Origin of the sequence: Allobosea sp. Root381 (assembly GCF_001429395.1) — a bacterium.
Taxonomy (GTDB): Bacteria; Pseudomonadota; Alphaproteobacteria; order Rhizobiales; family Beijerinckiaceae; genus Allobosea.
Genome location: NZ_LMJT01000006.1, coordinates 39,080 through 63,925, shown reverse-complemented (window position 1 = coordinate 63,925; position 24,846 = coordinate 39,080). Strand labels below are relative to the sequence as shown.

24 protein-coding genes and 1 tRNA gene are annotated in these 24,846 nt (G+C 68.0%); 11 read left to right on the top strand and 14 right to left on the bottom strand.

Features of this window, described 5'->3' with window-relative positions:
- Positions 1-284 precede the first annotated feature (284 nt).
- Positions 285-1,040: a Sir2 family NAD-dependent protein deacetylase gene (locus tag ASE63_RS07880; RefSeq protein ID WP_056799164.1), complete on the bottom strand. Its 756-nt coding sequence runs from the start codon at positions 1,038-1,040 to the stop codon at positions 285-287.
- Between the two features lie 128 nt (positions 1,041-1,168).
- Between ASE63_RS07880 and ASE63_RS07875 the strand changes: the two genes are divergently transcribed.
- Complete coding sequence (locus ASE63_RS07875; protein WP_056799329.1) at positions 1,169-2,353, top strand: aminotransferase; 1,185 nt, start codon at positions 1,169-1,171, stop codon at positions 2,351-2,353.
- Between the two features lie 102 nt (positions 2,354-2,455).
- Here ASE63_RS07875 and ASE63_RS07870 read toward each other — a convergent pair whose 3' ends face one another.
- On the bottom strand, positions 2,456-2,848 hold the full coding sequence (locus ASE63_RS07870; protein WP_056799160.1) for a hypothetical protein: 393 nt from the start codon (positions 2,846-2,848) through the stop codon (positions 2,456-2,458).
- A gap of 185 nt (positions 2,849-3,033) precedes the next feature.
- Between ASE63_RS07870 and ASE63_RS07865 the strand changes: the two genes are divergently transcribed.
- Complete coding sequence (locus ASE63_RS07865) at positions 3,034-4,008, top strand: VOC family protein (RefSeq protein WP_056799158.1); 975 nt, start codon at positions 3,034-3,036, stop codon at positions 4,006-4,008.
- Between the two features lie 154 nt (positions 4,009-4,162).
- Here the strand turns inward: ASE63_RS07865 and ASE63_RS07860 are convergent, their stop codons facing one another.
- Positions 4,163-5,692 carry an altronate dehydratase family protein gene (locus ASE63_RS07860; protein WP_056799155.1) on the bottom strand — a complete coding sequence of 510 codons (1,530 nt, stop codon included), beginning with the start codon at positions 5,690-5,692 and terminating at the stop codon, positions 4,163-4,165.
- 351 nt (positions 5,693-6,043) lie between these two features.
- Here ASE63_RS07860 and ASE63_RS07855 point away from each other — a divergent pair, with 351 nt between their 5' ends.
- Positions 6,044-6,871, top strand: a complete 828-nt coding sequence (locus tag ASE63_RS07855) for a transporter substrate-binding domain-containing protein (RefSeq protein ID WP_056799150.1) — start codon at positions 6,044-6,046, stop codon at positions 6,869-6,871.
- 3 nt (positions 6,872-6,874) lie between these two features.
- Complete coding sequence (locus ASE63_RS07850; protein ID WP_056799148.1) at positions 6,875-8,236, top strand: cation:dicarboxylase symporter family transporter; 1,362 nt, start codon at positions 6,875-6,877, stop codon at positions 8,234-8,236.
- A gap of 111 nt (positions 8,237-8,347) precedes the next feature.
- Here ASE63_RS07850 and ASE63_RS07845 read toward each other — a convergent pair whose 3' ends face one another.
- Positions 8,348-8,689, bottom strand: coding sequence for a phasin family protein (locus ASE63_RS07845; RefSeq protein WP_056799145.1), 342 nt, complete (start codon positions 8,687-8,689; stop codon positions 8,348-8,350).
- Between the two features lie 361 nt (positions 8,690-9,050).
- On the opposite strand from ASE63_RS07845, the gene ASE63_RS07840 reads away from it, so the two are divergent.
- Positions 9,051-10,697, top strand: coding sequence for an SPOR domain-containing protein (locus ASE63_RS07840; protein ID WP_082609755.1), 1,647 nt, complete (start codon positions 9,051-9,053; stop codon positions 10,695-10,697).
- Positions 10,698-10,760: 63 nt separating this feature from the next.
- Here the strand turns inward: ASE63_RS07840 and ASE63_RS07835 are convergent, their stop codons facing one another.
- Both ASE63_RS07835 and ASE63_RS07830 read right to left on the bottom strand, forming a co-directional pair.
- Positions 10,761-11,474, bottom strand: coding sequence for a DnaJ domain-containing protein (locus ASE63_RS07835; protein ID WP_056799138.1), 714 nt, complete (start codon positions 11,472-11,474; stop codon positions 10,761-10,763).
- Positions 11,471-12,211 (bottom strand): hypothetical protein, encoded by a 741-nt coding sequence (locus tag ASE63_RS07830; protein WP_082609754.1) that lies wholly within the window; start codon positions 12,209-12,211, stop codon positions 11,471-11,473. Before ASE63_RS07830 ends, ASE63_RS07835 begins: the two co-directional genes overlap by 4 nt.
- A 218-nt stretch (positions 12,212-12,429) precedes the next feature.
- On the opposite strand from ASE63_RS07830, the gene panC reads away from it, so the two are divergent.
- Positions 12,430-13,278, top strand: a complete 849-nt coding sequence (gene panC / locus ASE63_RS07825) for a pantoate--beta-alanine ligase (RefSeq protein ID WP_056799327.1) — start codon at positions 12,430-12,432, stop codon at positions 13,276-13,278.
- A gap of 10 nt (positions 13,279-13,288) precedes the next feature.
- Here the strand turns inward: panC and ASE63_RS07820 are convergent, their stop codons facing one another.
- Positions 13,289-13,726 carry a DUF1489 family protein gene (locus tag ASE63_RS07820; protein WP_056799133.1) on the bottom strand — a complete coding sequence of 146 codons (438 nt, stop codon included), beginning with the start codon at positions 13,724-13,726 and terminating at the stop codon, positions 13,289-13,291.
- A 126-nt stretch (positions 13,727-13,852) separates the two neighbouring features.
- On the opposite strand from ASE63_RS07820, the gene ASE63_RS07815 reads away from it, so the two are divergent.
- Positions 13,853-14,620, top strand: a complete 768-nt coding sequence (locus tag ASE63_RS07815) for an SDR family oxidoreductase (RefSeq protein WP_056799130.1) — start codon at positions 13,853-13,855, stop codon at positions 14,618-14,620.
- A complete protein-coding gene (locus ASE63_RS07810) occupies positions 14,617-15,456 on the top strand; it encodes an aminoglycoside phosphotransferase family protein (protein WP_056799128.1) in 840 nt (279 codons plus the stop codon). Before ASE63_RS07815 ends, ASE63_RS07810 begins: the two co-directional genes overlap by 4 nt.
- 44 nt (positions 15,457-15,500) lie before the next feature.
- On the opposite strand, the gene ASE63_RS07805 is transcribed toward ASE63_RS07810, so the two are convergent.
- From ASE63_RS07805 to ASE63_RS07795, 3 genes are all read right to left on the bottom strand, one after another.
- Positions 15,501-17,486, bottom strand: a complete 1,986-nt coding sequence (locus ASE63_RS07805) for a biotin carboxylase N-terminal domain-containing protein (protein WP_056799125.1) — start codon at positions 17,484-17,486, stop codon at positions 15,501-15,503.
- A 29-nt stretch (positions 17,487-17,515) separates the two neighbouring features.
- A complete protein-coding gene (locus ASE63_RS07800) occupies positions 17,516-18,175 on the bottom strand; it encodes a cation transporter (protein WP_056799121.1) in 660 nt (219 codons plus the stop codon).
- Between the two features lie 133 nt (positions 18,176-18,308).
- Positions 18,309-19,070 carry an SDR family oxidoreductase gene (locus ASE63_RS07795; protein WP_056799118.1) on the bottom strand — a complete coding sequence of 254 codons (762 nt, stop codon included), beginning with the start codon at positions 19,068-19,070 and terminating at the stop codon, positions 18,309-18,311.
- Between the two features lie 190 nt (positions 19,071-19,260).
- On the opposite strand from ASE63_RS07795, the gene ASE63_RS07790 reads away from it, so the two are divergent.
- On the top strand, positions 19,261-20,346 hold the full coding sequence (locus ASE63_RS07790) for a kelch repeat-containing protein (protein ID WP_056799114.1): 1,086 nt from the start codon (positions 19,261-19,263) through the stop codon (positions 20,344-20,346).
- Between the two features lie 9 nt (positions 20,347-20,355).
- Here the strand turns inward: ASE63_RS07790 and ASE63_RS07785 are convergent, their stop codons facing one another.
- From ASE63_RS07785 to lipB, 4 genes are all read right to left on the bottom strand, one after another.
- On the bottom strand, positions 20,356-21,102 hold the full coding sequence (locus ASE63_RS07785) for an AAA family ATPase (RefSeq protein WP_056799111.1): 747 nt from the start codon (positions 21,100-21,102) through the stop codon (positions 20,356-20,358).
- A 113-nt stretch (positions 21,103-21,215) separates the two neighbouring features.
- A complete protein-coding gene (locus tag ASE63_RS07780) occupies positions 21,216-22,823 on the bottom strand; it encodes a carboxyl transferase domain-containing protein (RefSeq protein ID WP_056799109.1) in 1,608 nt (535 codons plus the stop codon).
- A 113-nt stretch (positions 22,824-22,936) separates the two neighbouring features.
- Entirely contained in the window at positions 22,937-23,137 is a 201-nt protein-coding gene (locus ASE63_RS07775) for a hypothetical protein (protein ID WP_056799107.1), read from the bottom strand.
- Between the two features lie 258 nt (positions 23,138-23,395).
- Positions 23,396-24,097, bottom strand: a complete 702-nt coding sequence (gene lipB / locus ASE63_RS07770) for a lipoyl(octanoyl) transferase LipB (RefSeq protein WP_056799104.1) — start codon at positions 24,095-24,097, stop codon at positions 23,396-23,398.
- Positions 24,098-24,218: 121 nt separating this feature from the next.
- On the opposite strand from lipB, the gene ASE63_RS26430 reads away from it, so the two are divergent.
- Together ASE63_RS26430 and ASE63_RS07760 are read left to right on the top strand one after the other, a co-directional pair.
- Positions 24,219-24,488 (top strand): FliM/FliN family flagellar motor switch protein, encoded by a 270-nt coding sequence (locus tag ASE63_RS26430; RefSeq protein ID WP_056799101.1) that lies wholly within the window; start codon positions 24,219-24,221, stop codon positions 24,486-24,488.
- A 101-nt stretch (positions 24,489-24,589) separates the two neighbouring features.
- Positions 24,590-24,674 (top strand) — tRNA-Leu (locus ASE63_RS07760).
- Positions 24,675-24,846: the final 172 nt, after the last annotated feature.

The window sequence follows — 24,846 nt, the reverse complement described above, 5'->3', positions numbered from 1 at the left end:
CGATTGGATCGGGCCCATCGGTCGCCGCCCGCTCTCACCGAACTCATCGGACATCTGCCGTACACCCCCGCGCGACTGCCTTGATTCGCGCTGTCAGGTTACCATCGCTGCGGAGTCGCGATACAGCCGGCTTTGCGTCATCCACATCCTCGCAGCCATAAAATGGCGCCGGAGCCGGACTTTTTTGCATGGGGCGTGCTCGGCCGACCACGCGATGCCCAAAAGGCAGCAGCGGCGAGCGCCGAAACCAAAAGGCGCAGAGCCTTTTGGGAGAGCCGCCACCTTTATTCCGCCAGCCGCCCCAGCGCCGCCCCGATCTCCGCCCTGACGACCAGATCGGCGATCTCGTCGAGCTCCGTCGGCTCGCGGTTGACGATGACCAGCGTCGCGCCCTGCTTCTTGGCGATGATCGGCAGCGTCGCCGCCGGATAGACCACGAGCGACGAGCCGACGACGAGGAGAAGCTCCGCTTCCAGCGCGAGTTGCTGGGCCCTGCTCATCTTCTCCTGCGGCATCGCCTGCCCGAAGGAGATGGTCGCCGACTTCACCGGGCCGGCGCACATCGTGCAGGCCGGCGGCTCCCCGGTCGCCTCGAAGACCGGACGGATCGCCGCCAGTTCATGGCGCCAGCCGCAGAGCAGGCAGATCGCATAGGTGCCGTTGCCGTGTAGTTCGATCACCTGCTCGTCGGGGACGCCGGAAGCCTGATGCAGCCCGTCGATGTTCTGCGTGATGATGGCGGGCGACCGTCCCTCCGCGACCAGCCGCGCCAGCGCAAGATGGCCGCGATTGGGCGCAGCCCCGGCGAAATGATCGTCCATCACGAATTTGCGCCGCCAGGCCTCGATCCGCGCCTCGCGGCTCTTCACGAAGGCGTCGAAGGGGATGGGCTTGTTGACCATCCAGGGCGATCCGGCGGAGCGGAAATCGGGCACGCCGGATTCCGTCGAGATGCCGGCCCCGGTGAAGCTGAGAATACTGGGGGCACGGTCGAGCAGCGCGTGCAGTTCGTCGATGGCGTCGTTGGTCTCGTCCTGCATCTCGGCTCGCGCTCCCTTGCTCCCGACCGACAGGATATGGCGCGGGGTGCGGCCTCATCCAAGCGCAAGGGCGCCCCGCGCCGCCGCCCGATTGACGTGAAGCCGGCTGCATCCCAATGCTGCCGGCCATGCTCCAGACCTCCGCCGCCGCCCTCAACCCCGACCTGCTCGACACCGCCACCCCGCCCATCCCCGAGGCGCAGGGCTGGGCGCGCGCCTATGACGGGCGCTCGGGCCCGCTGGTCGACCTGTCCCAAGCGGTCCCGGGCTCGCCGCCGCCGGCGGCGCTGCTGGAGCGCCTCAGCGAGGCCGCCCGCTCGCCCGACGCGACGCGCTACGGCCCGATCACCGGCGACATGGCGCTGCGCGAGGCCTATGCGGCCGAAATCTCCCGTCTCTACGGCACGGCGTTCCGGCCGGCGGAGGTCGCGATCACCTCCGGCTGCAACCAGGCTTTCGTGATGACGATGATGGCCGTGGCGAAGGCCGGCCAGAATGTGCTGCTGCCGGCGCCCTGGTATTTCAACCACGAGATGACGCTGCGCATGCTCGGCGTCGAGGCGCGCCCGCTGCCCTGCGACCCTGCCGCCGGCTTCGTTCCCGATGTCGCCACGGCCGAGGCGCTGATCGATGCCGGCACCCGCGCCATCGTGCTGGTGACGCCGAACAATCCGACCGGCGCGATCTATCCGCCGCAGACCATCGCCGCCTTCGCCGCGCTCTGCGCCCGTCGCGGCATCTGGCTGGTGCTGGACGAGACCTATCGCGATTTCCTGCCGGCCGATGCTGGCGCGCCGCATGAGGTCTTCGCGTCAACGCCCTGGCAGGACTCGGTGATCGGGCTCTACAGCTTCTCGAAGGCCTATGCGGTGCCGGGCTGGCGGCTCGGCGCCATCACGGCCGGCGAGCCCGTGATGGCCGAGATCGCGAAGGTGCTCGACTGCGTCCAGATCAGCCCGGTTCGCGCCGGCCAGGCCGCGATCACCTGGGCCATCGAGGGTACGCGCGCCTGGCGCGAGGCCAACCGCGACGAAATCAACGCCCGCGCCGCGCTATTCCGGGCCGCGATGGCGCCGCATAACGGCTGGCAGGTGCTCGCGGCCGGCGCCTATTTCGCCTATGTCGCCCACCCCTTCGCCGGAGTTCCGGCGGCGGCAGTGGTGCGCGAACTGGTTCAGCAGCGCGGCGTGCTCGCCTTGCCCGGCCCCTATTTCGGGCCGGGGCAGGAGCAGCATCTGCGGGTGGCCATCGCCAATGTCGCGGCCGACAGGTTGGGCGAGCTCGGAGACAGGCTGCGCGGATTTTCGATGTAGGGCGCCGTCATTCTCGGGCGAAGCGCAGCGCAGACCCGAGAATCTCTTTCAAGAGATGCTCGGGTCAAGCCCGAGCATGACGCGCGGCACTGACTTCGCCTATCAACGCAGCAGCGCCGCGTAGCGGTCGCGATAAGCCCAGACCAGCAGCCCGCCGAGCACCACCAGGATCACCGCCACGGGCATGCCCTGCGGATTGATCACCAGATGGAAAAGCACGATCACCGCCATCACCGGCGCGATCAGGGCCAGGCCGAGCGCCGGCGCGATGTTGGTCAGCAGGCTGAGCGAACCGACGAGATTGATCGTCTTCAAGAGCGGCCAGAAGAAGCCCGAATTCTGCAGCGCGACCTCAAAGGCGACGCCGCGCTCGCTGGTCGGCGGATGGATCAGGTGGTTGCCGGTCGCCAGCCACCAGAAGCCGTCGACGGCGGAGACGAGGAAAAGCAGCCCGAGCAGGACGCGCGGGACGGTGACGAGAAGAATGGTCTTCATAGGAGGCCCCAGCCTGGAGACGGAAACGCCGGCGCGGCCGATCTGGCCTCGCCTGTTCATGGCTTTGTCGCGGGAACGACCGATCGGGTTCAGGGCGCGTCCGCGCACGCGCTTGTGAGATGCACGGAGGAGGATTTCATGGCCTTCAGGTCCTGTCCATCAACCGCCCGCGAGCCCGACGACCTATGCGCCCTGCCCTGACCCGTCGCATCCTGCTGCAGCTTGCCGGAGTCTCCTCGCTTGCCGCAGCCATGGCCGGTGCCGTCCGCGCCGAGGGCGGCCCGGTCGCGCCGCCGCCCGGGGGCAGCGGCTTTGCCAACAGCACGCCGCTGCGCATCGGCACGGCTTCGCTGCGGGTGCGCGACGTCGAGCGGATGAGCGCCTATTACCGCGACGTGCTCGGCCTTACAGTGCTGGCACGCGGCGAGGCCGGCGTGACTCTGGGCACGGCGGAAGGCGCCCTGCTGATCCTGCAGCCGCGCCCCGGCGCCGGGCTGGAGCCTCCGACGCAGGCCGGCCTGTTCCACACCGCCTTCCTGATGCCGACGCGCAAGGACCTCGCGCGCTGGCTGGTGCATGTCGCCCGCAACCAGACGCCGCTGACCGGCTTCGCCGACCACAGCGTCAGCGAGGCGGTCTATCTCAACGATCCCGAGGGCAACGGCATCGAGGTCTATGCCGACCGCGCGCCCGAGGGCTGGCGCTGGGAGGCAGGCCGCGTCGTGATGGGGACCCAACGCCTCGATGTCGACGACATCCTGTCCCTGACAGACGCTCGCGCGAGCGACTATGCGAACGCGCCGGATGGCCTGCGCATCGGCCATGTCCATCTGCGGGTCGGCGATGTCGCGGCCGGCGACCGCTTCTACCGCGACCTGCTCGGCCTGGAGCCGACCTCGCGCCGCGACACGGCGAGCTTCCTCTCGTCAGGCCGCTATCACCACCATCTGGCGATGAACACCTGGAACAGCGCCGGCACGGGGGCGCGCGATCCATCGCTTACGGGTCTCGACTGGTTCTCGCTGGTGACGGCGAAGGGCGATCTCCTGACCGCCACGCATGAGCGCCTGAAGGCTGCAGGCATCTCAACCAAGCCGGTCTCCGGCGGCTTCGAGAGCGCCGACCCCTGGGGCACGCGCGTCAGGCTGCTGCAGGGCTAGCGATGCGCCGGCGCGTCATCCTCGCCAAGCCGCGCAGCTCCGGGATCCATCATAGGGCTCTGTCGGGGCAGAACAATCGCCCCTGCTTTGTTGCAGGCACTTCACAAGCTCGGATCACGCGATCCCTGTAACGATCTGACGTTACAGGATTTTTCTACATCGTCGCGCCGATCTGCCACGGCACGAATTCAGCATCGCCATAGCCCAGTTCCTCGGACTTTGACTTTTCGCCCGAAGCGATGCGCAGGAGATAATCGAATATCTCCCGGCCCTTCTGCTCCAGCGTCACGCCGTCGAGGACATCGCCGCAGTTGATGTCCATGTCGTCGGTCTGCTTGAGGTACATCGGCGTGTTGGTGGCGAGCTTGACCGAGGGCGTCGGCTTGCAGCCATAGGCCGAGCCGCGGCCGGTGGTGAAGGCGAGGATATTGGCGCCGCCGGCGACCTGCCCCGTCGCCGAGACCGGATCGTAACCGGGCGTGTCCATGTAGACGAAGCCCTTCGACTTCACCGGCTCGGCATAGTGGTAGACGGCGGCCAGCGTCTTGGTGCCACCCTTGGCGGCCGCGCCCAGCGACTTCTCCAGGATCGTCGTGAGCCCGCCGGCCTTGTTGCCGGGCGACGGGTTGTTGTTCATGTCCATGCGGGCGCGGGCGGTGTAGTCCTCCCACCACTTGATGATGCCGACGAGCTTCTCGCCGACCTCGCGGGTCGCGGCGCGGCGCGTCAGCAGATGCTCGGCGCCGTAGATCTCCGGCGTCTCGGAGAGGATCGCCGTGCCGCCATGCTCGACCAGCAGGTCGACCGCCTTGCCGAGCGCCGGATTGGCGGTGATGCCGGAATAGCCGTCGGAGCCGCCGCATTGCAGCGCCAGCATCAGCTCGGAGGCCGGCACCGTCTCGCGCGTGGCGCGGTTGGCGATCGGCAGCATGACCTTGAGTGCCTCGATCCCGGCCGCGACCGCCTTTCGGGTGCCGCCGGTCTCCTGGATCGTCAGCGTGCGGAAGACGTCGCTTTCCTCGACGCCATAGGCGTCCTTCATGCGCTTGATCTGAAAACCCTCGCAGCCCAGGCCGACGACAAGGACCGCCGCCATGTTCGGGTTGCAGGCATAGCCCCAGGTCGTGCGCTTCAGCACCTCGAAGCTTTCGCCATTGTAGTCGATGCCGCAGCCGGTGCCGTGCGTCAGGGCAATCACGCCGTCGACATTAGGGTAGTCGTCGAGCAGGCCGGAACGCTTGACCTCCTCGGCCATGAAGCGCGCGGCCGAAGCCGAGCAGTTCACCGAGGTCAGGATGCCCACGTAATTGCGGGTGCCGGCCCGGCCGTCCTTGCGCCTAAACCCCTGGAAGGTGGCCTGCTGCTCGACCGGCAGCACGAATTCCGGCTTCGCCTCGGCGCAGAAGGCATAGTCGCGCTCGAAGGCGTGGAAGCCGGTATTATGCTCGTGCACCCATTCGCCGGGCGGGATGTAGACGGTGGCGAAGCCGATGATCTGGCCGAATTTGCGGATGGGCTCGCCGGTCGCGATCGGCGCCAGCGCCATCTTGTGCCCGCGCGGAATGCGCTTCAGGGCCGTGACGCCGGCCGCCGTCACGCCCACATCGATCGGATCGACGGCGACCGCGACATTGTCGGCGGCGTTGAGCTTCAGGGTACGCGGCGGGATCGCTTTGTCGAGCATGGGATCGTGACCACTGGCTTCCGGGCCCCCACGACGGCCGCGGCGGCACGCCAAGACATGCGCTTCCTCCAGCTTTTTTTCAATCGTTTGAAGGAAAGGCTGTCCGCTGGCGCCTGGATCGCCAGTTGGCCTGTCGGGCGCCGCCGCGGCGTTACCATTTGCTAACTAACGAAGCGGAACCATCGGCGCGGGTAGCAGAGCGGTAACCGTTGCAGCTCCAGACTGCCGCCGTCGCAGGTCCGCGCGGCCGATGCCCCTCGCCGCATTCCCGGCCAGCCGGGAAACCGGGGCGCTTCCGGCTGCGATGCGTTCCCGGCCGAACATTATCGACGAAACCGGGAAGTCCTGAAGATGTTTTCGAGGCGCGGATTGATATTGGGCTCGCCGGTGCTCCTGGCCGCCGCTCCGGCTGCCGCACAGCCTGTCGACCAACGGGCCGATCTTCAGGACATCACCGGGCGCGGCAGCCTCCGGGTCACCGTTCCGAACTTCGACTCACGACCGTTCTTCAGCGCCGTGAGCAACCGGCTCGAAGGCCTGGACATCGATCTCGCGCAGGCCATCGCATCCGAACTCGCGGTCGAGGCCGCCTTCGACCGCAGCCCCACAAGTTTCAACGAAGCGGTTCAGCTCGTGGCGCGGGGCGATGCCGATCTCGCCATCTGCAAGCTGAGCCGGACGCTGCCGCGCGCCCGCATCATCGGCTATTCCCGCCCTTACGCGCAGCTCAACCACGGGCTGCTGACGCACCGCGTCCGCTTCGCCGCGGTAGCCCGCGGCCGCGACATGACGGAGGTCATCCGCAACTTCGAGGGCGAACTCGGCGTGATCGGCAATTCCTCCTTTGCGGATTTCGCCGGCCGGAATTTTCCAAAGGCGCGCCTGCAGCGCTTCGACACCTGGTCCGGGATGATCGACGCCATCCGCAGCGGCAACATCGATGCCGCCTATCGCGACGATTTCGAGATCAAGCGCCTTCTGGTCGAAGACCCGTCGCTGACGCTTGTCGCACGCTCGGTCACGCTGACGGACCTCACCGACACGCTCGCCATCGGCATCAGGCCCGACGCGCCGCAGCTCGCCGCCTTCGTCGACCTGTTCCTGGAGCTCGCGCATTCGGCCAAGCCGCTGAGCGGCGACGACCTGCTCGCCCGCTACCGCAAGACGACGGGTCTCTAGGCCATGACCGCAGCAAGCGACACTCAAGCCGCAGCGCCGATCCCGGCCTGGGCGAGGCTCTCCAAGATCCTGCGTTCGCCGCTGACGGTCGTCGCCTTCATCATCGGCGGCGTGCTCTGCGGGATCTATTTCCCAGCCTTTTCCAAGGCGCTGGCGCCGATCGGCAGCACCTATCTCAACCTCCTCAAGATGGTCGTGCTGCCCTTCATCGTCTCGTCGGTCATCTTCTCGATGAGGTCGATGGTCCGCGACCCGCAATCGGCGACCTACCTGGTGAAGGTCGCGGGTGCCGTCACCGTCGTGTCCTTCCTCGCGGTCGCCATCGCCGGCGCGCTGACGCTCGCCATCAAACCCGGCGAGATCAACGACCAGCAGTCGCGCATCGAGCTCGGCAAGGTTCTCAACAGCCAGGGCCCGGTGGCGACCGATCTGCAGATGACGCTTGCGCCCGTGGCCGAGAACGCCGCGGCGCCGAGCCCCTTCGCCAACATCCTCGACCTCGTGCCGAGCAACGTCTTCAGCGCGCTTTCCAGCGGCGACACGATCAAGGTCCTGCTGTTCTGTCTGCTCTTCGGCCTGGCGGTCGGGCATGTCCCGCAGGCGGTGTCGTCCAGCCTCGCCGATGCGCTCGACACGGTCTATCGCGCCTGCATCATCCTGACCCACTGGTTCAACGTGCTGCTGCCCTTCGCGTCCTTCGCGATGATCGCCGACCAGACCGCCTCGATCGGCATCGAGCCGCTGCGGCTGATGATCGACTTCCTGATGGTGCTGGGGCTCGCGACGCTCGTCTTCATGGCGCTGTCGATCTTCGTCATCGCGTCCCGCTCGCGCACCAGCCTGTGGACGACGCTCAAGGCCCATCAGCCGGTCCTGATGATGGCGATCGCCACCCGCTCCAGCGTCGCCTGCATTCCGTGGATCATCGATCTGCTGAGCGAGAGGCTGAGGTTCAACCGCGTCGTCGTCGAATTGCTGGTGCCGCTCCAGATCGCCCTGATCCGCGCCGGGCCGATCATGCTCTATGTCTGCGGCACGATCTTCATCGCGCAGCTCTACGGCCGTCCGCTCGGCCTCGGCGAGCTCGCCCTCGTCGGCGTCGCCTCGGTCCTGATCGGCCTGACCACGGCCGGCATGTCGGGAATCGTGGTGCTATCGCAGATGGCGATCCTCTGCGGCTATCTCGGCCTGCCCTTCGAGGCGGCCTTCGCCCTGTTCCTGGCGGTCGACTCGCTCAGCGATACGCTGCGCACGCTGACCATCGTCTCGACCACAGCAGCAGCGACCGCGGCAATCGCGCCGTGCGACGACGGTCTGGCGGCGAGACATCACGAGCCGGCTGAAGCGACTTCCAGAGCTGCCTGAGCACGCTGAAGGCGCATCGCGGACTGCAAAGCCGAACAAAAAAGCCCGGCCTTGCGGCCGGGCTCGAACTGTCGGAGGGGGGAGCCCGCCGTCAGGCGGCAGGCCCGCGCCTCACTTGGCGGCCGGAGTGGCCTTGGCGACGATGCCCTCGAACGGCTTGTAGGCGTCCTTGGCGAGCGAAGCGTAGAGCTCGCCCATCTTGGTCGCCTGGGCGACGGCGCCCTCGAAAGCGGTCTTGACGTAGTCGGCCTGGATCTCGAGCGCCTTGTCGAAGGTCTTGACGCCGGCGAGCTTCTCGAGGGTCGCGGTGCCGGCCTCGAAGGACTTCTTGGCATAGTCGGTCGCCTCGACGGCGATGGTCTGCACGCCCTTGGAGGTCGCGCCGAAGGCCTTCAGGGCCGCGTCGACGTTGTCCTTGGAGGCTTTCTGGATCGTCTCGAACTGCTGGATCATGTTGTTTCTTCCCTCGGCACTGGGTGCCGCCTCTGTAGGCGAGCCTTACGGCCCGGTTCAGCGCCCCAAGGCCAGATGAATAGGGTTCACCAACGGGACTGCGCGTATATTGTGCAACGCAACATGAATGTCAAGGACGCGCTGCACTGCATCAGACGCATGGTCACGTCCGCAGGGTCGACCGAGATCGATCGCATTTTAACGGCTCCGTAACCGCACCGTCCTAACCTCCTCCACTGTGTCCCATATGCCACGTCGCAGGGCGTGTCCGGGGACCGGGACGTGAGTTCTGGTTGAGGCGAGTTGCATGGTTTTCAGTTGCGTTGATTTCCGGCGCGCGCGCGTTCGCGCCGTCGTCGGCATGATCGGCATTGTCGCGGTCGCCATCGCGGCGGTTGCCTCACCGGCCGAGGCGGCGCGCAAGAAGAAGCGCCCTGCCGGCGGCGGCTACGCGCCGCCCTATGCGGCGATGGTCGTCGACGCGAGGACCGGCCGCACCTTGCACGCGGTCAACGAGGATGCGCCGCGCATCCCCGCCTCCATCACCAAGGTCATGACGATCTATCTGCTGTTCGAGCAGCTGGAGCGCGGCCGCCTTTCGATGAACTCGGAGCTGTCGGTCTCGTCCCACGCCTCCCGGCAGGAACCCTCCAAGATCGGCCTCAGGCCCGGCGAGACGATCACGGTGCGGGACGCGATCCTCGCCCTCATCACCAAATCGGCCAATGACGTCGCGATGGTGGTCGCCGAGAACGTCGGCGGCTCGGAAGAAGAGTTCGCCCGCTTGATGACGGCGCGAGCCCGCTCGCTCGGCATGGGCCGCACCACCTTCTACAACCCGCACGGCCTGCCCCATAACCCGCCGAACATCACCACGGCGCGCGACCTGACGATCCTCGCCCGCGCCATCCAGGAGCGCTTCCCGCGCCACTATCCGATGTTCTCGACGCGCGTGTTCAACCACGAGAAGGGCAATTTTCGCAACCACAACAGGCTGCTCGGCCGGATCGAGGGCGTGGACGGCATCAAGACCGGCTATACCCGCCTCTCCGGCTTCAACCTGATGACCTCGGCCAAGGCCGACGGCCGCCATGTCGTCTCGATCGTGCTCGGCGGCCGCTCCGGCGCCTCTCGCGACAAGATCATGGCCGATCTCGTCGTCGCCAACCTGCCGAAGGCCGCGACCAGCGGCCGTGCCTCGACGATGGTCGCCGAGATCCCGGAGCCGGTCGATCGGCCGCAGGAACTCCAGCGCCCGGCCCCGGTCGTGACCGCCGCCGTGGCAGAGCCGTCGCCCGCACCGGCGCCGATGCCCGTGCCGCGCCCGCGCATCGAGGCCGAAGCTCCGCTCCCGGCCGTCGCCCGCGCCTATGCACCGGTCCCGACCACGACGCCGACCGCTCCGCCGCGCCCGGTCAATGTCGGCGGCCCGCCGCTGCAGATTTCCGGCATGCGCCCGGTCACCGCGACCACGACGCCCTCTGCCATGCGCTGGTCGATCGGCGCTCCCGCGGCCGACGCCAAGGTGCTGCGCCCGCCGGCCAATGTCGACGTCACCTCCTCGATCGCCAAGGTCGCGGAGCCTGAGGAGCGGCCGGCCGTCACGCTCGCCGAGCTGAAGGCTCCCGCCGCTTCCGCCCAGGCCGCTGCTCCTGCCCCCGTTGCAAGGGCTCCGGAAGCCGGCACCACCACCATCGCCAAGCTTGCCGAGAGGGCGCCCGAGCCGGCGCGCGCCAGCGAGAGCCGTCCGGCCGTCGCCACCAGCAAGTGGGTCATCCAGCTCGGCGCGACCGACGACGAGGCCAAGGCCAAGGACATCCTGGCCCGCGCCCGCGCCAAGGCGGCCGGCCCCCTCGCCGATGCCTCGGGCTTCACCGAGAAGGTCGAAAGGGGCGGATCGACGCTGTTCCGCGCCCGCTTCGCCGGCTTCGAGGAGTCCAAGGACGCCCAGAACGCCTGCGCCAGGCTCAAGCGCGACGGCTTCGCCTGCTTCGCCACCCGCGGCTGACGGACAAGGACAAGGAACGCTGCCATGTCGTACCAGACCTCCTCCCTGTTCCCGGCCGGAACCTCACTTCAGAAGGACGTCCTTGGCCTGGTTGACGCGAGCGGCAAGACCGCTGGTGCCCCCGGCATCCGGGTGGATGCGCTTCATCAGGGCTCGATGGGCCTCGCGGATCGCCTCCTCGCCCGCCCCCGGCTGAAGCCCCAGGATCTCGTAGGCCTCCTGATGCGACATCGCGCCCGTGCCCGGCGCGCGGCCCTGCCCCGCGTCGCGGTGACGATCAGCGTCTTCACGCCAGCCGGGCGACCGGCGGTCGAGATATGCCTCTAGCAGGCGGGCTCCGTCAGGATCCTGCGCCAGGCATTCGCGCATCAGCGCGCCGATCTCCGGAAGCGCCAGCTCGTCGAGCCTGCGCCCGGCGAAACTCCCGCCGCTGACCGTTCCGGTCATCTCCCCGCTGTCATGGTCGAGTTCCATGGCGAGCAGCACGGACGTCACCTTGGAGCGGGCGCCGGGCGTGGCGGTGGTGTCCTGGCCCCAGGGAAAGCGTATCCCACCCGGCCCGGTCGCGCTCCAGCCGAGCAGCCAGGCGCCGATCCCGCCGACGAACAGCGCCATGTCCATGCGGCCGCGCATCATCAGCAGCCCGGCGACGCCGAGCGAGAGCACGCCGCCGCCGCTCTTCATGACCTTGGCCAGCGACTTCGGATTGGTGCCGGCGAAGAGCTTCGACACCCACCAGACCAGCAGGACGGCGGCTAGCCCATAGAGCAGCGTCAACGGCGGTCTCCATCCATCGCCCCAAGCAGCCCACGGACAGCGGGGCTCGCACCGGCAAGCTTCAACATCGCCTCGCGCCCGCCCGCGGCATAGGCGGCAGCGCCGCGCAGCAGCTCGAGCAGCGACTGCGGCGCGTTCACATCGAAGCGCGCATGCGCCCCGCCGGTGAGGCGCGCGATCGAGGCGAAGGCAGCGCTCGCCGCCGGATCATGCCCCTCCTGGAAGAGGAAGCCGCGAATGCCGCGCAGGCCGAGCTCGCCGGCGAGCGCCGCAAGCGCATCCGGCTCCTCCTCCATCGCGTCGCCGACGAGGACGAAAGCCCGGATCGGCACGGCTTTCGCTTCGTCGCGGACATGCTTCAGCACCCGCGCGATCTGGGTCTGGCCGCCCTCGCAGGCGATTCCGGCCATCAGTCCGTTGAGCCGTCGCGGCTCGCCGATCCAGCCGGAGGCGCGGCATTCGCCAAGGCCCCGGAAATAGACGAGTTGCACCGCGAGCCCGCCGCTCGTCGCGGCGATCTCGAACATCCGCGCCTGCAGCGAGCAGGCGAGATCCCAGGTCGGCTGGCGGCTCATTGTCGCGTCGAGCGCGAAGACGAGCCTGCCCGCCTGCCCCGTCGCCAGCGGCACGAGCTGTTTCGCAGCCCCCAGGAAGCGCTCGATCTCGCCCGGCGCGGACTGCGCGCTCACACCCTTGCCGGCACTCTTGTCCAGCGCCCTGTCGGTCTTGTCGCTCATGCCTCTGATATTGGCCATCGCCGGGACATTTGCTACCCGTCGCGGCAGGAACTCCCGTTCCTTCCAGCCCTCATCCTGAGGAGCCACGGCACGCGGCGTCTCGAAGGATGCTTCAGATGTCTCTCCCGAGCCTTCTGGGCCATCCTTCGAGACGCGCTCTGCGAGCGCTCCTCAGGATGAGGGCTGTGGGAGAGCGAGCGAACGAGAAGGTGAAGCCCATGACCGGAATCGCGGTGTTCGAGACGGTGTCCGCGATGCGGGCCGCGGTAGCCGGTTGGCACGTCGCCGGCGAGAAAGTCGGGCTCGTGCCGACCATGGGCGCGCTGCATGAGGGCCATATCGCGCTGGTGAAGGAGGGGCAGCGCCATGCGAGGCGCGTGATCGTCTCGATCTTCGTCAACCCGACGCAGTTCGCGCCGCATGAGGATTTCAAGAAATACCCCCGCACCTTCGACGACGACTGCGCCAAGCTCGTCGCCGCGGGCGCCGACGCGGTCTTCTTCCCGTCGGTCGAGGAGATGTACCCGGCCGGCTTCGCGACCCGGGTGCTGCTGCTCGGTCCCGCTGCCGCCGGCCTCGACGACCGCTTCCGGCCGACGCATTTCGAGGGCGTCGCGACGATCTGCTGCAAGCTGTTCACGCAGTCCCGCGCCGACTTCGCGGTGTTAGGCGAGAAGGACTACCAGCAGCTCAAGGTCGTGACGCGCATGGCCGCCGATCTCGACCTCGGCATCCGCATCGTCCCGCTACCGACCTTCCGCGAGCGCGACGGCCTCGCCATGTCCTCGCGCAACCGCTACCTCTCGCCGGAGGAGCGCGCGCTCGCACCGATGCTGCACAGGGTCATGCAGGCGCTCGCCGGCCGCATCCGCAACCGCGACGACCTGTTCCGGGCGGTAGCGGACGCGCAAGGCGAGATCATCTCCGCCGGCTTCGAGCTCGACTATCTGGAGGCCCGGCACGCCGAGACCCTGGCGCATGTCACGTCGCTCGCCGACGGGCCGATCAGGATTCTGGTCGCGGCGAGGATCGGCGCGACGCGGCTGATCGACAATATCGCGGTCTGAAGGCGCGATCTTAAAGCAGCCCCAGCCCTGCGAGCTCGCGCCGCATTTCCTCCGGCATCTCGCCGAAACCGCTGCCGCGATCGGCCAGATCGCGCGGCGCGTCCTCGGCCTGCAGGTAGCGCCAGCCCTGGAATGGCCGGAACGGGCGCGGCTCCACAGGCACCAGCACCGGCTCCATCACGAGATGGCAGCGGCCGATGCCCTCGCCGTCGGTGAAGGGGCGGATGTCGGTCAGGCGCTGGCGGGCCGAGATCTGGCCCTTGATCACCCAATAGAGCGAGCCGCCCGCGACGATCTCCTCGATGCGCTTGGGCACCATGCGGGTGGTGTGGAGCTGCTCCTGCGGCTCGCCGGCGCGGCGGCGCTGCGCCATGCGCTGCGCGATCCAGCCCTCGAGATCGCTGATCGATTCCGCGCCGACGCAGAGCTTGAGCAGATGTAGCGGCATGGGCGGCAACCTACTGCGGCAGGCGCAACCAGACCAGCGCCTGCCGCGCTTCTCCACAGATGTGAGGCACCGCCGGAGCATGACGCGCGGGACTGCGCTATCAATGCCAAAAGCACGGAGACTCTCATGCGCGGACTTTCGGGCAAGGCCTTCCTCGTCACCGGCTCCTCCAACGGCATCGGCCACGCCATGGCGCAGCGCCTCATCGAGGAAGGCGCCAAGGTGCTGGTCCATGGCCGGAACCGGGACGAGGTCGAGGCCGTCAGTCGAGAGCTCGGAGACGCTGCCCAGGGCACGACCGGCGACCTCGCCGATCCAACGACGCCGCAGGCGCTCGTCGATGCCACGGTGGGCGCCTTCGGCCGCATCGACGGGCTGGTCAACAATGCCGGGATCTACCCGCGTGGGATCATCGGCGAGACCACGGCCGACTTCTTCGACCATGTGTTCGCGGTCAACACCCGCGCGCCCCTCCTCTGCGCCGAGGCCGCGATCCGCGCCTTCCGCCGGCAGAAATCGAGCGGCTCCATCGTCACCGTCGGCTCGATCAACGCCTGGTGCGGACTGTCGAACCTGACCGTCTATTCGATGTCGAAGGGCGCGCTGATGACGATGACGCGCAACCTCGCCGACGCGCTCGGCCCCGAGCGCATCCGCGTCAACCAGCTCAATGTCGGCTGGACCTTCACCGAAAACGAGGACGCCACCCAGCAGCGCGAGGGCCGCAAGCCCGGCTGGCAGAATTCGCTGCCCCTCCGCCACGCCCCGACCGGGCGGATCATGCAGCCCACCGAGATCGCCGCCCACACCGCCTTCTGGCTCGCGGATGAGAGCGCGCCGGTGTCGGGGCAGGTCTACGAGGTCGAGCAGTTCCCGGTGATCGGGCGCGGATGAACGACGCTGCCCTCGCTCCCTTCGCGCCCTGGCTCGCCCGGTGGAAAGCCGTCGTCGACGGTCAGCCGATCACGACGCCCGCCAGCCGCCTGCTTCCGGTCAGGCAGCGCGGCGCGCCCGCCATGCTGAAACTGACGGACTCCGAGGACGAACGGCAGGGCCACCGGCTGCTCGAATACTGGAACGGCGATGGCGCCGCGCGCCTGCTCTCCCGCAGCGACGACGGCAGCGCCATGCTGATCGAACGCGCCACGGGCTCCCGCTCGCTCTCAGCCATGGCCCGCAATGGCTACGACGACGAAGCGACCGCGATCCTCTGCGACGCGATCGCCGCCCTGCACAAACCGCACGGTTCTGCGCCGGCCGGGCTGATCCCGCTCGAGACCTGGTTCCGCGAACTCTTCCCGATGGCGGCCAGCCGCGGCGGCGCCCTGGCGCACTCCGGCTCCGTGGCGCGCGAGGTCCTGGCGACGCAGCAGGAGATCGTACCGCTGCACGCCGATTGCCACCATGACAACGTGCTGGATTTCGAAGGACGCGGCTGGCTCGCCATCGATCCGAAATGCGTGATCGGTGACCGGGCCTTCGAATACGCCATCCTGTTCTGCGACCCGGATCTCGCCGATCCCCAGCCGCCTGTCGCCGTCGCACCGGGCGTCTTCGAGCGCCGGCTGGAGATCGTGCTGGAGAGATCGGGGCTGGAGCGCGGGCGACTGCTGTGCTGGATCATCGCCTGGTGCGGGCTCTCGGCCGCATGGTTCCTCGGCGACGACGATCCGCTTGCCGAGATCAACCTGACGGTCATGGCGAAAGCGATCGCCGCGCTCGATGACTGAATCAAAAAGCGAAGAACCGCCTGCAAGCGATTCCGCCGATTTGACTATTCCCCCAGCACCACCACCTTCGCGCCTTCCGCCACTTGCGAGCCCGGCTCGCCCACGACCTCGCTGACGGTGCCGTCGCGCGGGGCGGTGAGCACATGCTCCATCTTCATCGCCTCGACGATGGCGAGGCGCTGGCCCTTCGTCACCGGCTCGCCGGGCGCGACGAAGACGGCGACGAGCTTGCCGTGCATCGGCGCCTTGACGACGCCGCCGGAGCCCGCCGCCGCGTCGAGATCGACGGCGAAGGGATCGAACAGCGAGACCGTCGTCTGGCGCCCGCGATGAAGCGCGAAATAACTGCCCGGTCCTGCCTCGGCGAGGGTGATCTCATGCTCGCCCTCGCCGATGTCGTGGCCGGGCACGCTGACCCGCGCGCCCGCCTCATGCCATTCGATCTGCGCATCGACACGCTCGCCATCGACCGAGAGCGGCAGCCCCAGGGGCGGGCGCGGCATCAGCGAGAACACGTCGGCCTCGAGCCAGGGCGAGCGATGCTCGCCCTCGGCCCGCTCCGAGGCCAGGTTCAGCCCGGCGAGCTGGCGCTCCTCCTCGAGCTGGAGCGCGGCGGCCGCCACCGCCGCGGCGTCGAGAGGCTGCGGCTCGGCCCCGAGCGCCGCAAGGTTGCGCTCGATGAAGCCGGTGTCGAATGTGCCTTGGCGAAACCCCTCCGCCTCGGTCAAAGCCTTGAGGAAGGCGAGATTCGTGCGCGGGCCTGCGACCAATGTCTCGCCCAGCGCCTCGCCGAGCCGGTCCAGCGCTTCGGTCCGCGTCGCGCCATGGGCGATCACCTTGGCGATCATCGGGTCGTAGAAGGGCGTCACCGTATCGCCGGCCTCGACACCGGTATCGATGCGGATGTCGTCGTCATCGGGAAACTGCAGCGCCCAGAGCTTGCCGGTCGAGGGCAGGAAGCCCTTCTCCGGGTCCTCGGCATACAGCCTCGCCTCGACGGCGTGACCGGTCGCGGTGACGTCCGCCTGCGAGAAGCCGAGCGGCTCGCCAGCCGCGACCCGCAACTGCAGTTCGACCAGATCGAGGCCCGTGATCGCCTCCGTCACCGGATGCTCGACCTGCAGCCGCGTATTCATCTCCATGAACCAGAAGCCGTCGGCTCTGAGCCCCTCGCGCCCGTCGGCGATGAACTCGACCGTGCCTGCGCCGACATAGCCGACGGCCTTCGCCGCTTCCGTCGCCGCCTTGCCCATCGCGGCCCGGACCTCCGCCGTCATGCCCGGCGCCGGCGCCTCCTCGATCACCTTCTGGTGGCGCCGCTGCAGCGAGCAGTCGCGCTCGTAGAGATGGACGACATTGCCGTGACTGTCGCCGAACACCTGGATCTCGACATGGCGCGGCGCCAGCACGTATTTCTCCACCAGCACGCGGCCATCACCGAAGGCGTTCTCGCCCTCGCGCTGCGCGCTCGCCAGGGCCTCATCGAAATCTTCCGGCCGCTCGACCTTTCTCATGCCCTTGCCGCCTCCGCCGGCAACGGCCTTGATCAGCACGGGGTAGCCGATGCGACGCGCCTCGCTGCGGAGGTGATCGGCGCCCTGCTCGGCCCCGTGATAGCCCGGCACCACCGGGACGCCCGCCTTCTCGACCAGCGCCTTGGCGGCGTCCTTGAGGCCCATGGCGCGGATCGCCGAGGCCGGCGGCCCGACGAAGACGATGCCGGCCGCCGCGCAGGCCTCGGCGAAATCCGCATTTTCGGAGAGGAAGCCGTAGCCCGGATGAATGCAGGCAGCGCCGGCCTGCTTCGCGACGGCCAGGATCTTCCCGGCGTCGAGATAGCTCTCCCGCGCCGGCGCAGGCCCTATCGCATAGGCCTCGTCGGCCATCTGCACGAACAGCGCCTCGGCATCGGCTTCGGAATGGACCGCGATGGTGCGTAAGCCCAGCCGGCTTGCCGTGCGGATCACCCGGCAGGCGATCTCGCCGCGATTGGCGATCAGGATGGAGGGCAGTTTGGCAGCGATCGACATGGGTGGCGGTCCTCGAAGGCGTGCCGCCTTTATAGCCCGGCCGCCTGCCCTGTCGCCGCCTTATCCTGCACAGGCAGATCGGCAGGCTTCGCCCGCAGCGAGCGCCAGATCGCCCATGTCGCCTGGAAGCAGATGCCGGCGACGACGACGTCGAAGAGATATTCCGGCCAGCGCACCGGCGCGACGCGCGCCGCGAGACCGACCAGCGCGAACCCGGTCGTTGAGATGACGTCGTTGCGCGAGGACAGCCAGGTCGCCTTGATGACGGGATTGTCCTCGCCCCGGAAGCGCCAGAGCACTCCGACGATCAGCACCGCGACGACGATGGCGCTGGCGGCCGAGAAGCCGAGCATCCAGACCTCGATCGGCCGCGGCGTAATGATCTTGGAGGCGAGGTCGTAGAGCGTGTGCAGTCCAGCCGCCGCCATGACGGCGCCGATCGCCAGCGCCGCCACACGCTCGGCCCGCGCATCGCGGCCGAAGACCACCGCCGCGATGCCGTAGAGCAGGACGTCATAGACCCAGTCGACGCCGTCCTTGAAAAGCTGGGCGTTGCCGACCGCGAGCGCCCAGAGCACGACCGCGATGGCGAAGATCAGGATGCCGAGCGCGATGCCCCAGATGGTGAGGGTGTAGGCGCGGGCGACGGAAGGATGAGTGGTTGCGGGGCTTTCGTCTGCCTGCGTCATGCCAATCCCCGAGCGTCATCCCGGACAAGCGGCGAAGCCGCGCCGATCCGGGATCCATGCCTGAAGCGTTCCGGCATGGATCCCGGGTCTACGCTGCGCTACGCCCGGGACGACAGGCAAGCGGGATGTACCCTCACCCACGCCCGACGAAGGGCGCGTTCGTCGCCATCACGGTCACGAACAGCACGTTCGCCTCCGGCGGCAGGGCGGCCATGTGCAGCACCGTCGTCGCGACGTTGTCGACGTCCATCACCGCCTCGACCTTGATCGAGCCGTCGGCCTGCGGCACGCCCGTCGTCATCCGGCGCGCCATCTCGGTGAGTGCATTGCCGATGTCGACCTGCCCGACGGCGATGCCGTATTTGCGGCCGTCCAGCGAGGCGGTCTTGGTCAGGCCGGTGATGGCGTGCTTGGTCGCGGTATAGGCGACCGAGTTCGGCCGCGGGGCGTGCGCCGAGATCGAGCCGTTGTTGATGATGCGACCGCCCTGCGGCTGCTGGTCCCGCATCGCCTTGAAGGCTTCCTGCGTGCACAGGAACGGGCCGGTCAGGTTGGTGTCGACGACCTTCTGCCAGTCCTCGAGCGAGAGGTCCTCCAGCATGATGCCGCCCGGCGCATTCACGCCGGCATTGTTGAACAGGACGTCGACGCGGCCGAAGGCCTCCTTGGTCTTGGCGAACAGGTTCGCAACCGAAGCCTTGTCGGTCACGTCGGTCGGCACCGCGAGAACCTGGGCCGCCGGCGCGCCGGACAGCTGCGCGGTCTCCTCCAGCGCATCCTTGCGGCGCCCGGCCAGCACGGTGCGGTAGCCGTCCTTCAGGAAGGCGAGCGCCACGGCCCGTCCGACTCCCGAGCCGGCTCCGGTGATGATGGCGACCTTGTTGTGCGACGGCATGGCGTATCCTCTGGTTTCTTCTCGGCTAAACCGTTTCAGTTCGGTGCCGGCGACCATAGCAGCGGCGCCGCCGGACGGAACAGCATTTCGCCGCGCTCCACGGCGATTTCGCCGTCCCGCGTGCTTTAGAAACCGTGAGTTGCCAAGATGCGGCAGCGCTCTACTCTCGCCGGAAATGGGAAACCGACGCATGACCGATCCGACCCGCCGCCATCTGCTCGTCGTCGCCGGCGCCGCCATCGCCACGCCCGCGCTGGCGCAGCAGCCCGGCCATGAGCATCACGGCGGCCATTACGAGCGCCTGAACCAGCCCGGCCGCATCGAGAAGCCCGAGCTCGCGGCCAGCCAGAACGTCTTCGATTCGCCCGTTCCCAAGGCCGCCGATCCCGGACGCTGGAGCGCGAAGGCCTTCCTGCCGATGCCGCGCTCTGAAATGGCCTGGGCGGCGGCCCATGAGGACCGCATGCACATCGTCGGCGGCTATGCCGAACAGCGCGTCGACCGGCCCTATCACCATGTCTACGAGCCCAAGGCCGACCGCTGGAGCGACGCCGCTCCCCTTCCGCTCGGTGCCAACCATGTCGGCGTCGCCTTCCTCGACGGCAAGCTTTACGCCATCGGCGGCTTCCTCGACCAGAACCGCAGGCCGCATCCGCGCTGCTTCGTCTGGGACCCGGCGGCCGACCGTTGGAGCGAGATCGCCGCCCTGTCCCGCCCCGTCGGCTCGGCCGCGGTCGTCGGCCTGAACGGCGTCCTGCACGTCATCGGCGGCGCGATCGGCAACACCACCGAGTCCAAGCGCTCGGTCGATTGGCATCTTGTCTACGACCCCAAGGGCGACCGCTGGAGCGAGCGCACCCCGATGCCGACGGCGCGCGACCACACCGGCACGCTGGCGATCGGCAAGCTGATCCATGTCATCGGCGGGCGCGTCGACAGCTTCCACACCAATTCGAACCTGCACCACGCCTACGACCCGGCGACCGACCGATGGGCGCCGCGCAACCCGCTTCCGACCGCCCGCTCGGGCCATGGCGCGGTGCTCTATCGCGGCAAGGTGTTCGTCATGGGCGGCGAAGGCACGAACCGCGTCTTCGGCCAGATGGAGGCCTATGACCCGGCGACGGACGGCTGGGAGCAATACGCCCCGATGATCACGCCGCGCCACGGGCTGGGCGCGGCGCTGGTCGGCGACGCGATCCACGTCGCCGGCGGCGGCCCGGTCATGGGCGGCGGCGTGCAGAGCGCCGTGCATGAGGCGTTCGTGTTGGGGTGACCGTGCCCCCTAATCAATCATCGTTTCGACGAAAAGCTCCGGGTCGGCCCAGAATTCGCGCATGATCCTGAAATGCTCGGTCTCTTCGACGCGGATGGGATCGAGCCCGTATTTCGTAAGCCCCAGCAGGGTGGCACCCGGATAGGCCATCAGCATCGGCGCATGTGTTGCGATGATCACCTGGCAATGCCCCAGCCGGTCCATCCGGCGCAGCAGCTTCAGGAACTCGATCTGGCGGGAGGGCGACAGGGCCGCCTCCGGCTCGTCGAAGATGAACAGCCCCTGTCTCTGACAGCGCTCCTCGAAAAAACGCAGGAAGCCTTCCCCATGCGAATGAGACAGGAAATCCGGCGCAATCGGGCCACCAGCCTCATCGAGATAGCGCGCCACCGAAAAGAAGGTTTCGGCCTTGAAAAACCAGCCATTGGTGATCTTTGGAAGCCAGCTCGCCCTAAGCGCGATGGCCAGCCGCCCGCCCATCGCCTCGATCGCCTGCGAATGATCGACGGGACGATAGCCCTTCCCCCCACCGGCCTCGTCATAACCGGCCAGCGAGGCGATACCTTCCAGCAGCGTCGATTTCCCCGTCCCGTTCTCTCCGACGATGATTGTAATCGCCTTCTCGAATGAAACCTCGAACGCGTTACGCAGGAAGGGCAGGCAGAATGGATAGGCATCTGCGTCCTCGACTGCATTCGGATCGAGCCAGACGCGCTTGAGATAGGGCGCTGGCAGGCGGCTCGCGCGTGCTTTCATAGTCTCCCCGAGCATGGTGATGCACGGCGGGACTTAGGAGCCGTGCAAAGCGCTGTCGATAAGCTGGGAGCAACACGGCGAGTGCCCGGCGCACGACCTTCGGAACGAAGCACTCACATCCGGAACACGCCGAACCGCGTCTCAGGCGCCGGCGCGTTGAGGCAGGCGGAGAAGGCCAGCGCCAGCACGCGCCGGGTTTCCGAGGGCAGGATGATGCCGTCGTCCCAGAGGCGCGCCGTGGCGAAATAGGGCGAGCCTTCATCCTCGTATCTCTCGCGGATCGGCGCCTTGAAGGCCTCCTCCTCCTCAGCACCCCAGCTCTTGCCGTCGGCCTCGATGTTGTCGCGGCGCACGGTCGCGAGCACGCTCGCAGCCTGCTCGCCGCCCATCACCGAGATGCGCGAATTTGGCCAGGTGAACAGGAAACGCGGGCTGTAGGCGCGCCCGCACATGCCGTAATTGCCTGCGCCGAAGGAGCCGCCCACCAGCACGGTGATCTTCGGCACCCGCGCCGAGGCGACCGCGGTCACGAGTTTCGCCCCGTCCTTGGCGATGCCGCGCGTCTCGACGTCGCGGCCGACCATGAAGCCGGTGATGTTCTGCAGGAAGAGCAGCGGAATGCGCCGCTGGCAGCAGAGCTCGATGAAATGCGCGCCCTTCAGCGCACTTTCAGAGAACAGGATGCCGTTATTGGCGATGATGCCGACCGGCATGCCGTGGATGCGGGCGAATCCGGTCACCAGCGTCGTGCCGTAGAGCTTCTTGAACTCGTCGAACTCGGAGCCGTCGACGAGGCGCGCGATGACCTCGCGGATGTCGTACTGCTTCTTGAGGTCGGTCGGCACCACCGCCTCGAGCTCGGCGGGATCGTAGAGCGGCTCCAGCGGCTCGGCGATGTCGATATCCGGCCGCTTGACGCTGTTGAGATTGGCGGCGATGCGCCGGGCGATCGCCAGCGCATGAGTGTCGTCGCCGGCATAGTGGTCGGCCACGCCGGAATGGCGCGCATGAACGTCGGCGCCGCCGAGATCCTCGGCCGAGACGACCTCGCCCGTCGCGGCCTTCACCAGCGGCGGACCGCCGAGGAAGATCGTGCCCTGCCGGCGAACGATGACGGTCTCGTCCGACATCGCCGGCACATAGGCGCCGCCGGCCGTGCAGGAGCCCATCACCACGGCGATCTGCGGGATGCCTTCGGCCGAGAGCGTCGCCTGGTTGTAGAAGATGCGGCCGAAATGCTCGCGGTCCGGGAAGACCTCGGTCTGGTGCGGCAGGTTCGCTCCGCCCGAATCGACCAGATAGACGCAAGGCAGCCGGTTCTCACGCGCGATCTCCTGCGCGCGCAGATGCTTCTTCACCGTCATCGGATAATAGGTGCCGCCCTTGATGGTGGCGTCGTTGCAGACGACCATCACCTCGCGCCCCGCGACGCGGCCGATGCCGGCGATCATGCCGGCGCCGTGGACATCGCCCTCATACATGCCGAAGGCGGCGAGCGAGCCGATCTCCAGGAAGGCCGAGCCCGGATCGAGCAGGCGCAGCACGCGTTCCCTCGGAAGAAGCTTGCCGCGCGACGTATGGCGATCGCGCGACTTGGCGTTGCCGCCGAGCGCGGCCGTCGTGCGCCGCTCCTGCAGATCGGTCCGGAGGGCGGACCAGGCCTGCGCATTGGCGCGCATCTCGGCCGCGTTCAGATCGACCTTGCTTTCGATGACCGGCACGGATCCGCTCCCAGGCGATGGCGTCCTGCGGGTTATCGCGCGGCACGCGGCAAACGCCAACCGGCGCGGATGCTCACAGGCGAAAGCGCAAGGCGCCCATGCGGTCGGCGGGTCTAGCCGTCGAGCCGGTCGACCGAGCCCTTCACGCTCGGTCCGGCGACCGCACCGATCGCGCCGCCCGCAACCGCGCCGATCGGACCCAGCACGATCGCCCCGGCCCCCGCTCCGGCGGCGGCGCCGGCAATGCGCTGATCTGTGGTGGTGCAGGCTGCAAGACACGCCGTGATGGCGGCCGCGAGCATGATGCGTGTCATGATCGTCCCTCCTCTCCGTCTACCCGCCGGGAGGATGGCCGCACCATGGTCAATGGAGGGTAAATCGGACTATTGGAATGCGATTCCCCGTCTTTCGAGCCCTCGTTTGAAGAAGCCCGAAGGGCTGTCTCGAACGATGCTCCAGATGTCGCCGGAGCCTCCTGGAACGCCTTCGAGCCGCGCCTGCGGCTTCTCAGGATGAGGGCTGAGCGGCGTTTAAGCCAAGCTGTCAAAGGTCGGCAGGACCGGCCCTACCCCTTAAACTGCGACGGTTTCGCCGAAAATCTGCTCGAACTGCGCCCGCAGCACCGAATCGACGTCGGCCATCGTCAGCGGCAGGCCGAGATCGACCAGCGAGGTCACGCCGTGGCCGGTAACGCCGCAGGGCACGATGCCGTCGAAATGCGCGAGCTCCGGCTCGACATTGAGCGCAATGCCGTGGAACGACACCCAGCGGCGCACCCGGATGCCGATCGCGGCGATCTTGTCCTCGGCGCTCGGCGCCTTCTCCGGGCGACGCACCCAGACGCCGACGCGATCCTCCCGGCGCTCGCCGCGGATGTTGAAGCCGTCCAGCGTCGCGATCAGCCAGGCTTCGAGCGCGGCGACGAAACGGCGAAGGTCCGGCTCGCGCCGCTTCAGGTCGAGCATGACATAGGCCACGCGCTGACCCGGCCCGTGATAGGTGAACTGCCCGCCCCGCCCGCTGCGATGCACCGGGAAGCGTTCCGGCGCGATCAGGTCTGCATCGTCAGCCGAGGTGCCGGCCGTATAGAGCGGCGGATGTTCGACCAGCCAGGCCCGCTCGCGCGCCAGGCCGTCGGCGATCAGGCCAGCGCGCCGCTCCATTTCGGCGACCGCCTCGTCATAACCGGTCAGCCCCTCGGCGACGACCCATTCGACCGGCGCTGAGCCGGCTTCGGGCAGGAAAGTCTCGGCAAGCGCATCGCGCGTCTTCACGGCGCATTAACCCTGTTCGGCCAACCTCGGAATCGAAGCGGCGGCCAGCCTCATGCCCCCGGACGGGGAATCAGGCAAGTTTCGTTGGTTGAATTCTGAAGTAGGGTCTCGGAGGCAGGACTTGAAGGCCGATCTCGATCTCGTACCCGTCGAGCTGACCGTCGTGCTCGGCTCGGCCCGCATGCCGATCTACAAGCTGCTGCGCATGGGCCGCGGCGCCATCATCGAACTCAATGCCAGCGAGACCGACGAGGTCCAGATTCTCGCCAACAACCATCCCTTCGCCAAGGGAATCGTCGTCGTCAACGGCTCGAAGATCGCCGTCGAGATCACGCAGATGCTGAAACGACCGACCGTCTACAGCCTTCAGAGCGTCGCGGCGGCGGCCTGATCGCTTTTCCTTCCGAAGGCTCTTGTGGCGACGGATTCGATTTGCTAGACCCGCGCCGCTCCGGAGTTCTCCGCCACCAAGCGGACGGGTCCCGGGACACTGCGGTCATGGCGGAATTGGTAGACGCACTACCTTGAGGTGGTAGCGGGGAGACCCGTGGAGGTTCGAGTCCTCTTGACCGCACCAATTTGAGGGCTCCGGCCCCGCGAACGGCGATCCGAAAGGGTCGCCGTTTGCGTTTGGGGCGATGCTTGGCTTTTTGCCGCGGACGCGCGTTGTTGCATTGCAACCGGGCGGCCGCGCTGACACAAGGGCGCACAGGCGCCTCGCCGAATCCATCTCTTCGACATCTTCAAGC

Coding starts and splice junctions, on each gene's coding strand:
- ASE63_RS07880 (WP_056799164.1), bottom strand. CDS start 1,040: ATGCAGGACGAGACCAACGACGCCATCGACGAACTGCACGCGCTGCTC.
- ASE63_RS07875 (WP_056799329.1), top strand. CDS start 1,169: ATGCTCCAGACCTCCGCCGCCGCCCTCAACCCCGACCTGCTCGACACC.
- ASE63_RS07870 (WP_056799160.1), bottom strand. CDS start 2,848: ATGAAGACCATTCTTCTCGTCACCGTCCCGCGCGTCCTGCTCGGGCTG.
- ASE63_RS07865 (WP_056799158.1), top strand. CDS start 3,034: ATGCGCCCTGCCCTGACCCGTCGCATCCTGCTGCAGCTTGCCGGAGTC.
- ASE63_RS07860 (WP_056799155.1), bottom strand. CDS start 5,692: ATGCTCGACAAAGCGATCCCGCCGCGTACCCTGAAGCTCAACGCCGCC.
- ASE63_RS07855 (WP_056799150.1), top strand. CDS start 6,044: ATGTTTTCGAGGCGCGGATTGATATTGGGCTCGCCGGTGCTCCTGGCC.
- ASE63_RS07850 (WP_056799148.1), top strand. CDS start 6,875: ATGACCGCAGCAAGCGACACTCAAGCCGCAGCGCCGATCCCGGCCTGG.
- ASE63_RS07845 (WP_056799145.1), bottom strand. CDS start 8,689: ATGATCCAGCAGTTCGAGACGATCCAGAAAGCCTCCAAGGACAACGTC.
- ASE63_RS07840 (WP_082609755.1), top strand. CDS start 9,051: ATGATCGGCATTGTCGCGGTCGCCATCGCGGCGGTTGCCTCACCGGCC.
- ASE63_RS07830 (WP_082609754.1), bottom strand. CDS start 12,211: ATGAGCGACAAGACCGACAGGGCGCTGGACAAGAGTGCCGGCAAGGGT.
- panC (WP_056799327.1), top strand. CDS start 12,430: ATGACCGGAATCGCGGTGTTCGAGACGGTGTCCGCGATGCGGGCCGCG.
- ASE63_RS07820 (WP_056799133.1), bottom strand. CDS start 13,726: ATGCCGCTACATCTGCTCAAGCTCTGCGTCGGCGCGGAATCGATCAGC.
- ASE63_RS07815 (WP_056799130.1), top strand. CDS start 13,853: ATGCGCGGACTTTCGGGCAAGGCCTTCCTCGTCACCGGCTCCTCCAAC.
- ASE63_RS07810 (WP_056799128.1), top strand. CDS start 14,617: ATGAACGACGCTGCCCTCGCTCCCTTCGCGCCCTGGCTCGCCCGGTGG.
- ASE63_RS07805 (WP_056799125.1), bottom strand. CDS start 17,486: ATGTCGATCGCTGCCAAACTGCCCTCCATCCTGATCGCCAATCGCGGC.
- ASE63_RS07800 (WP_056799121.1), bottom strand. CDS start 18,175: ATGACGCAGGCAGACGAAAGCCCCGCAACCACTCATCCTTCCGTCGCC.
- ASE63_RS07795 (WP_056799118.1), bottom strand. CDS start 19,070: ATGCCGTCGCACAACAAGGTCGCCATCATCACCGGAGCCGGCTCGGGA.
- ASE63_RS07790 (WP_056799114.1), top strand. CDS start 19,261: ATGACCGATCCGACCCGCCGCCATCTGCTCGTCGTCGCCGGCGCCGCC.
- ASE63_RS07785 (WP_056799111.1), bottom strand. CDS start 21,102: ATGAAAGCACGCGCGAGCCGCCTGCCAGCGCCCTATCTCAAGCGCGTC.
- ASE63_RS07775 (WP_056799107.1), bottom strand. CDS start 23,137: ATGACACGCATCATGCTCGCGGCCGCCATCACGGCGTGTCTTGCAGCC.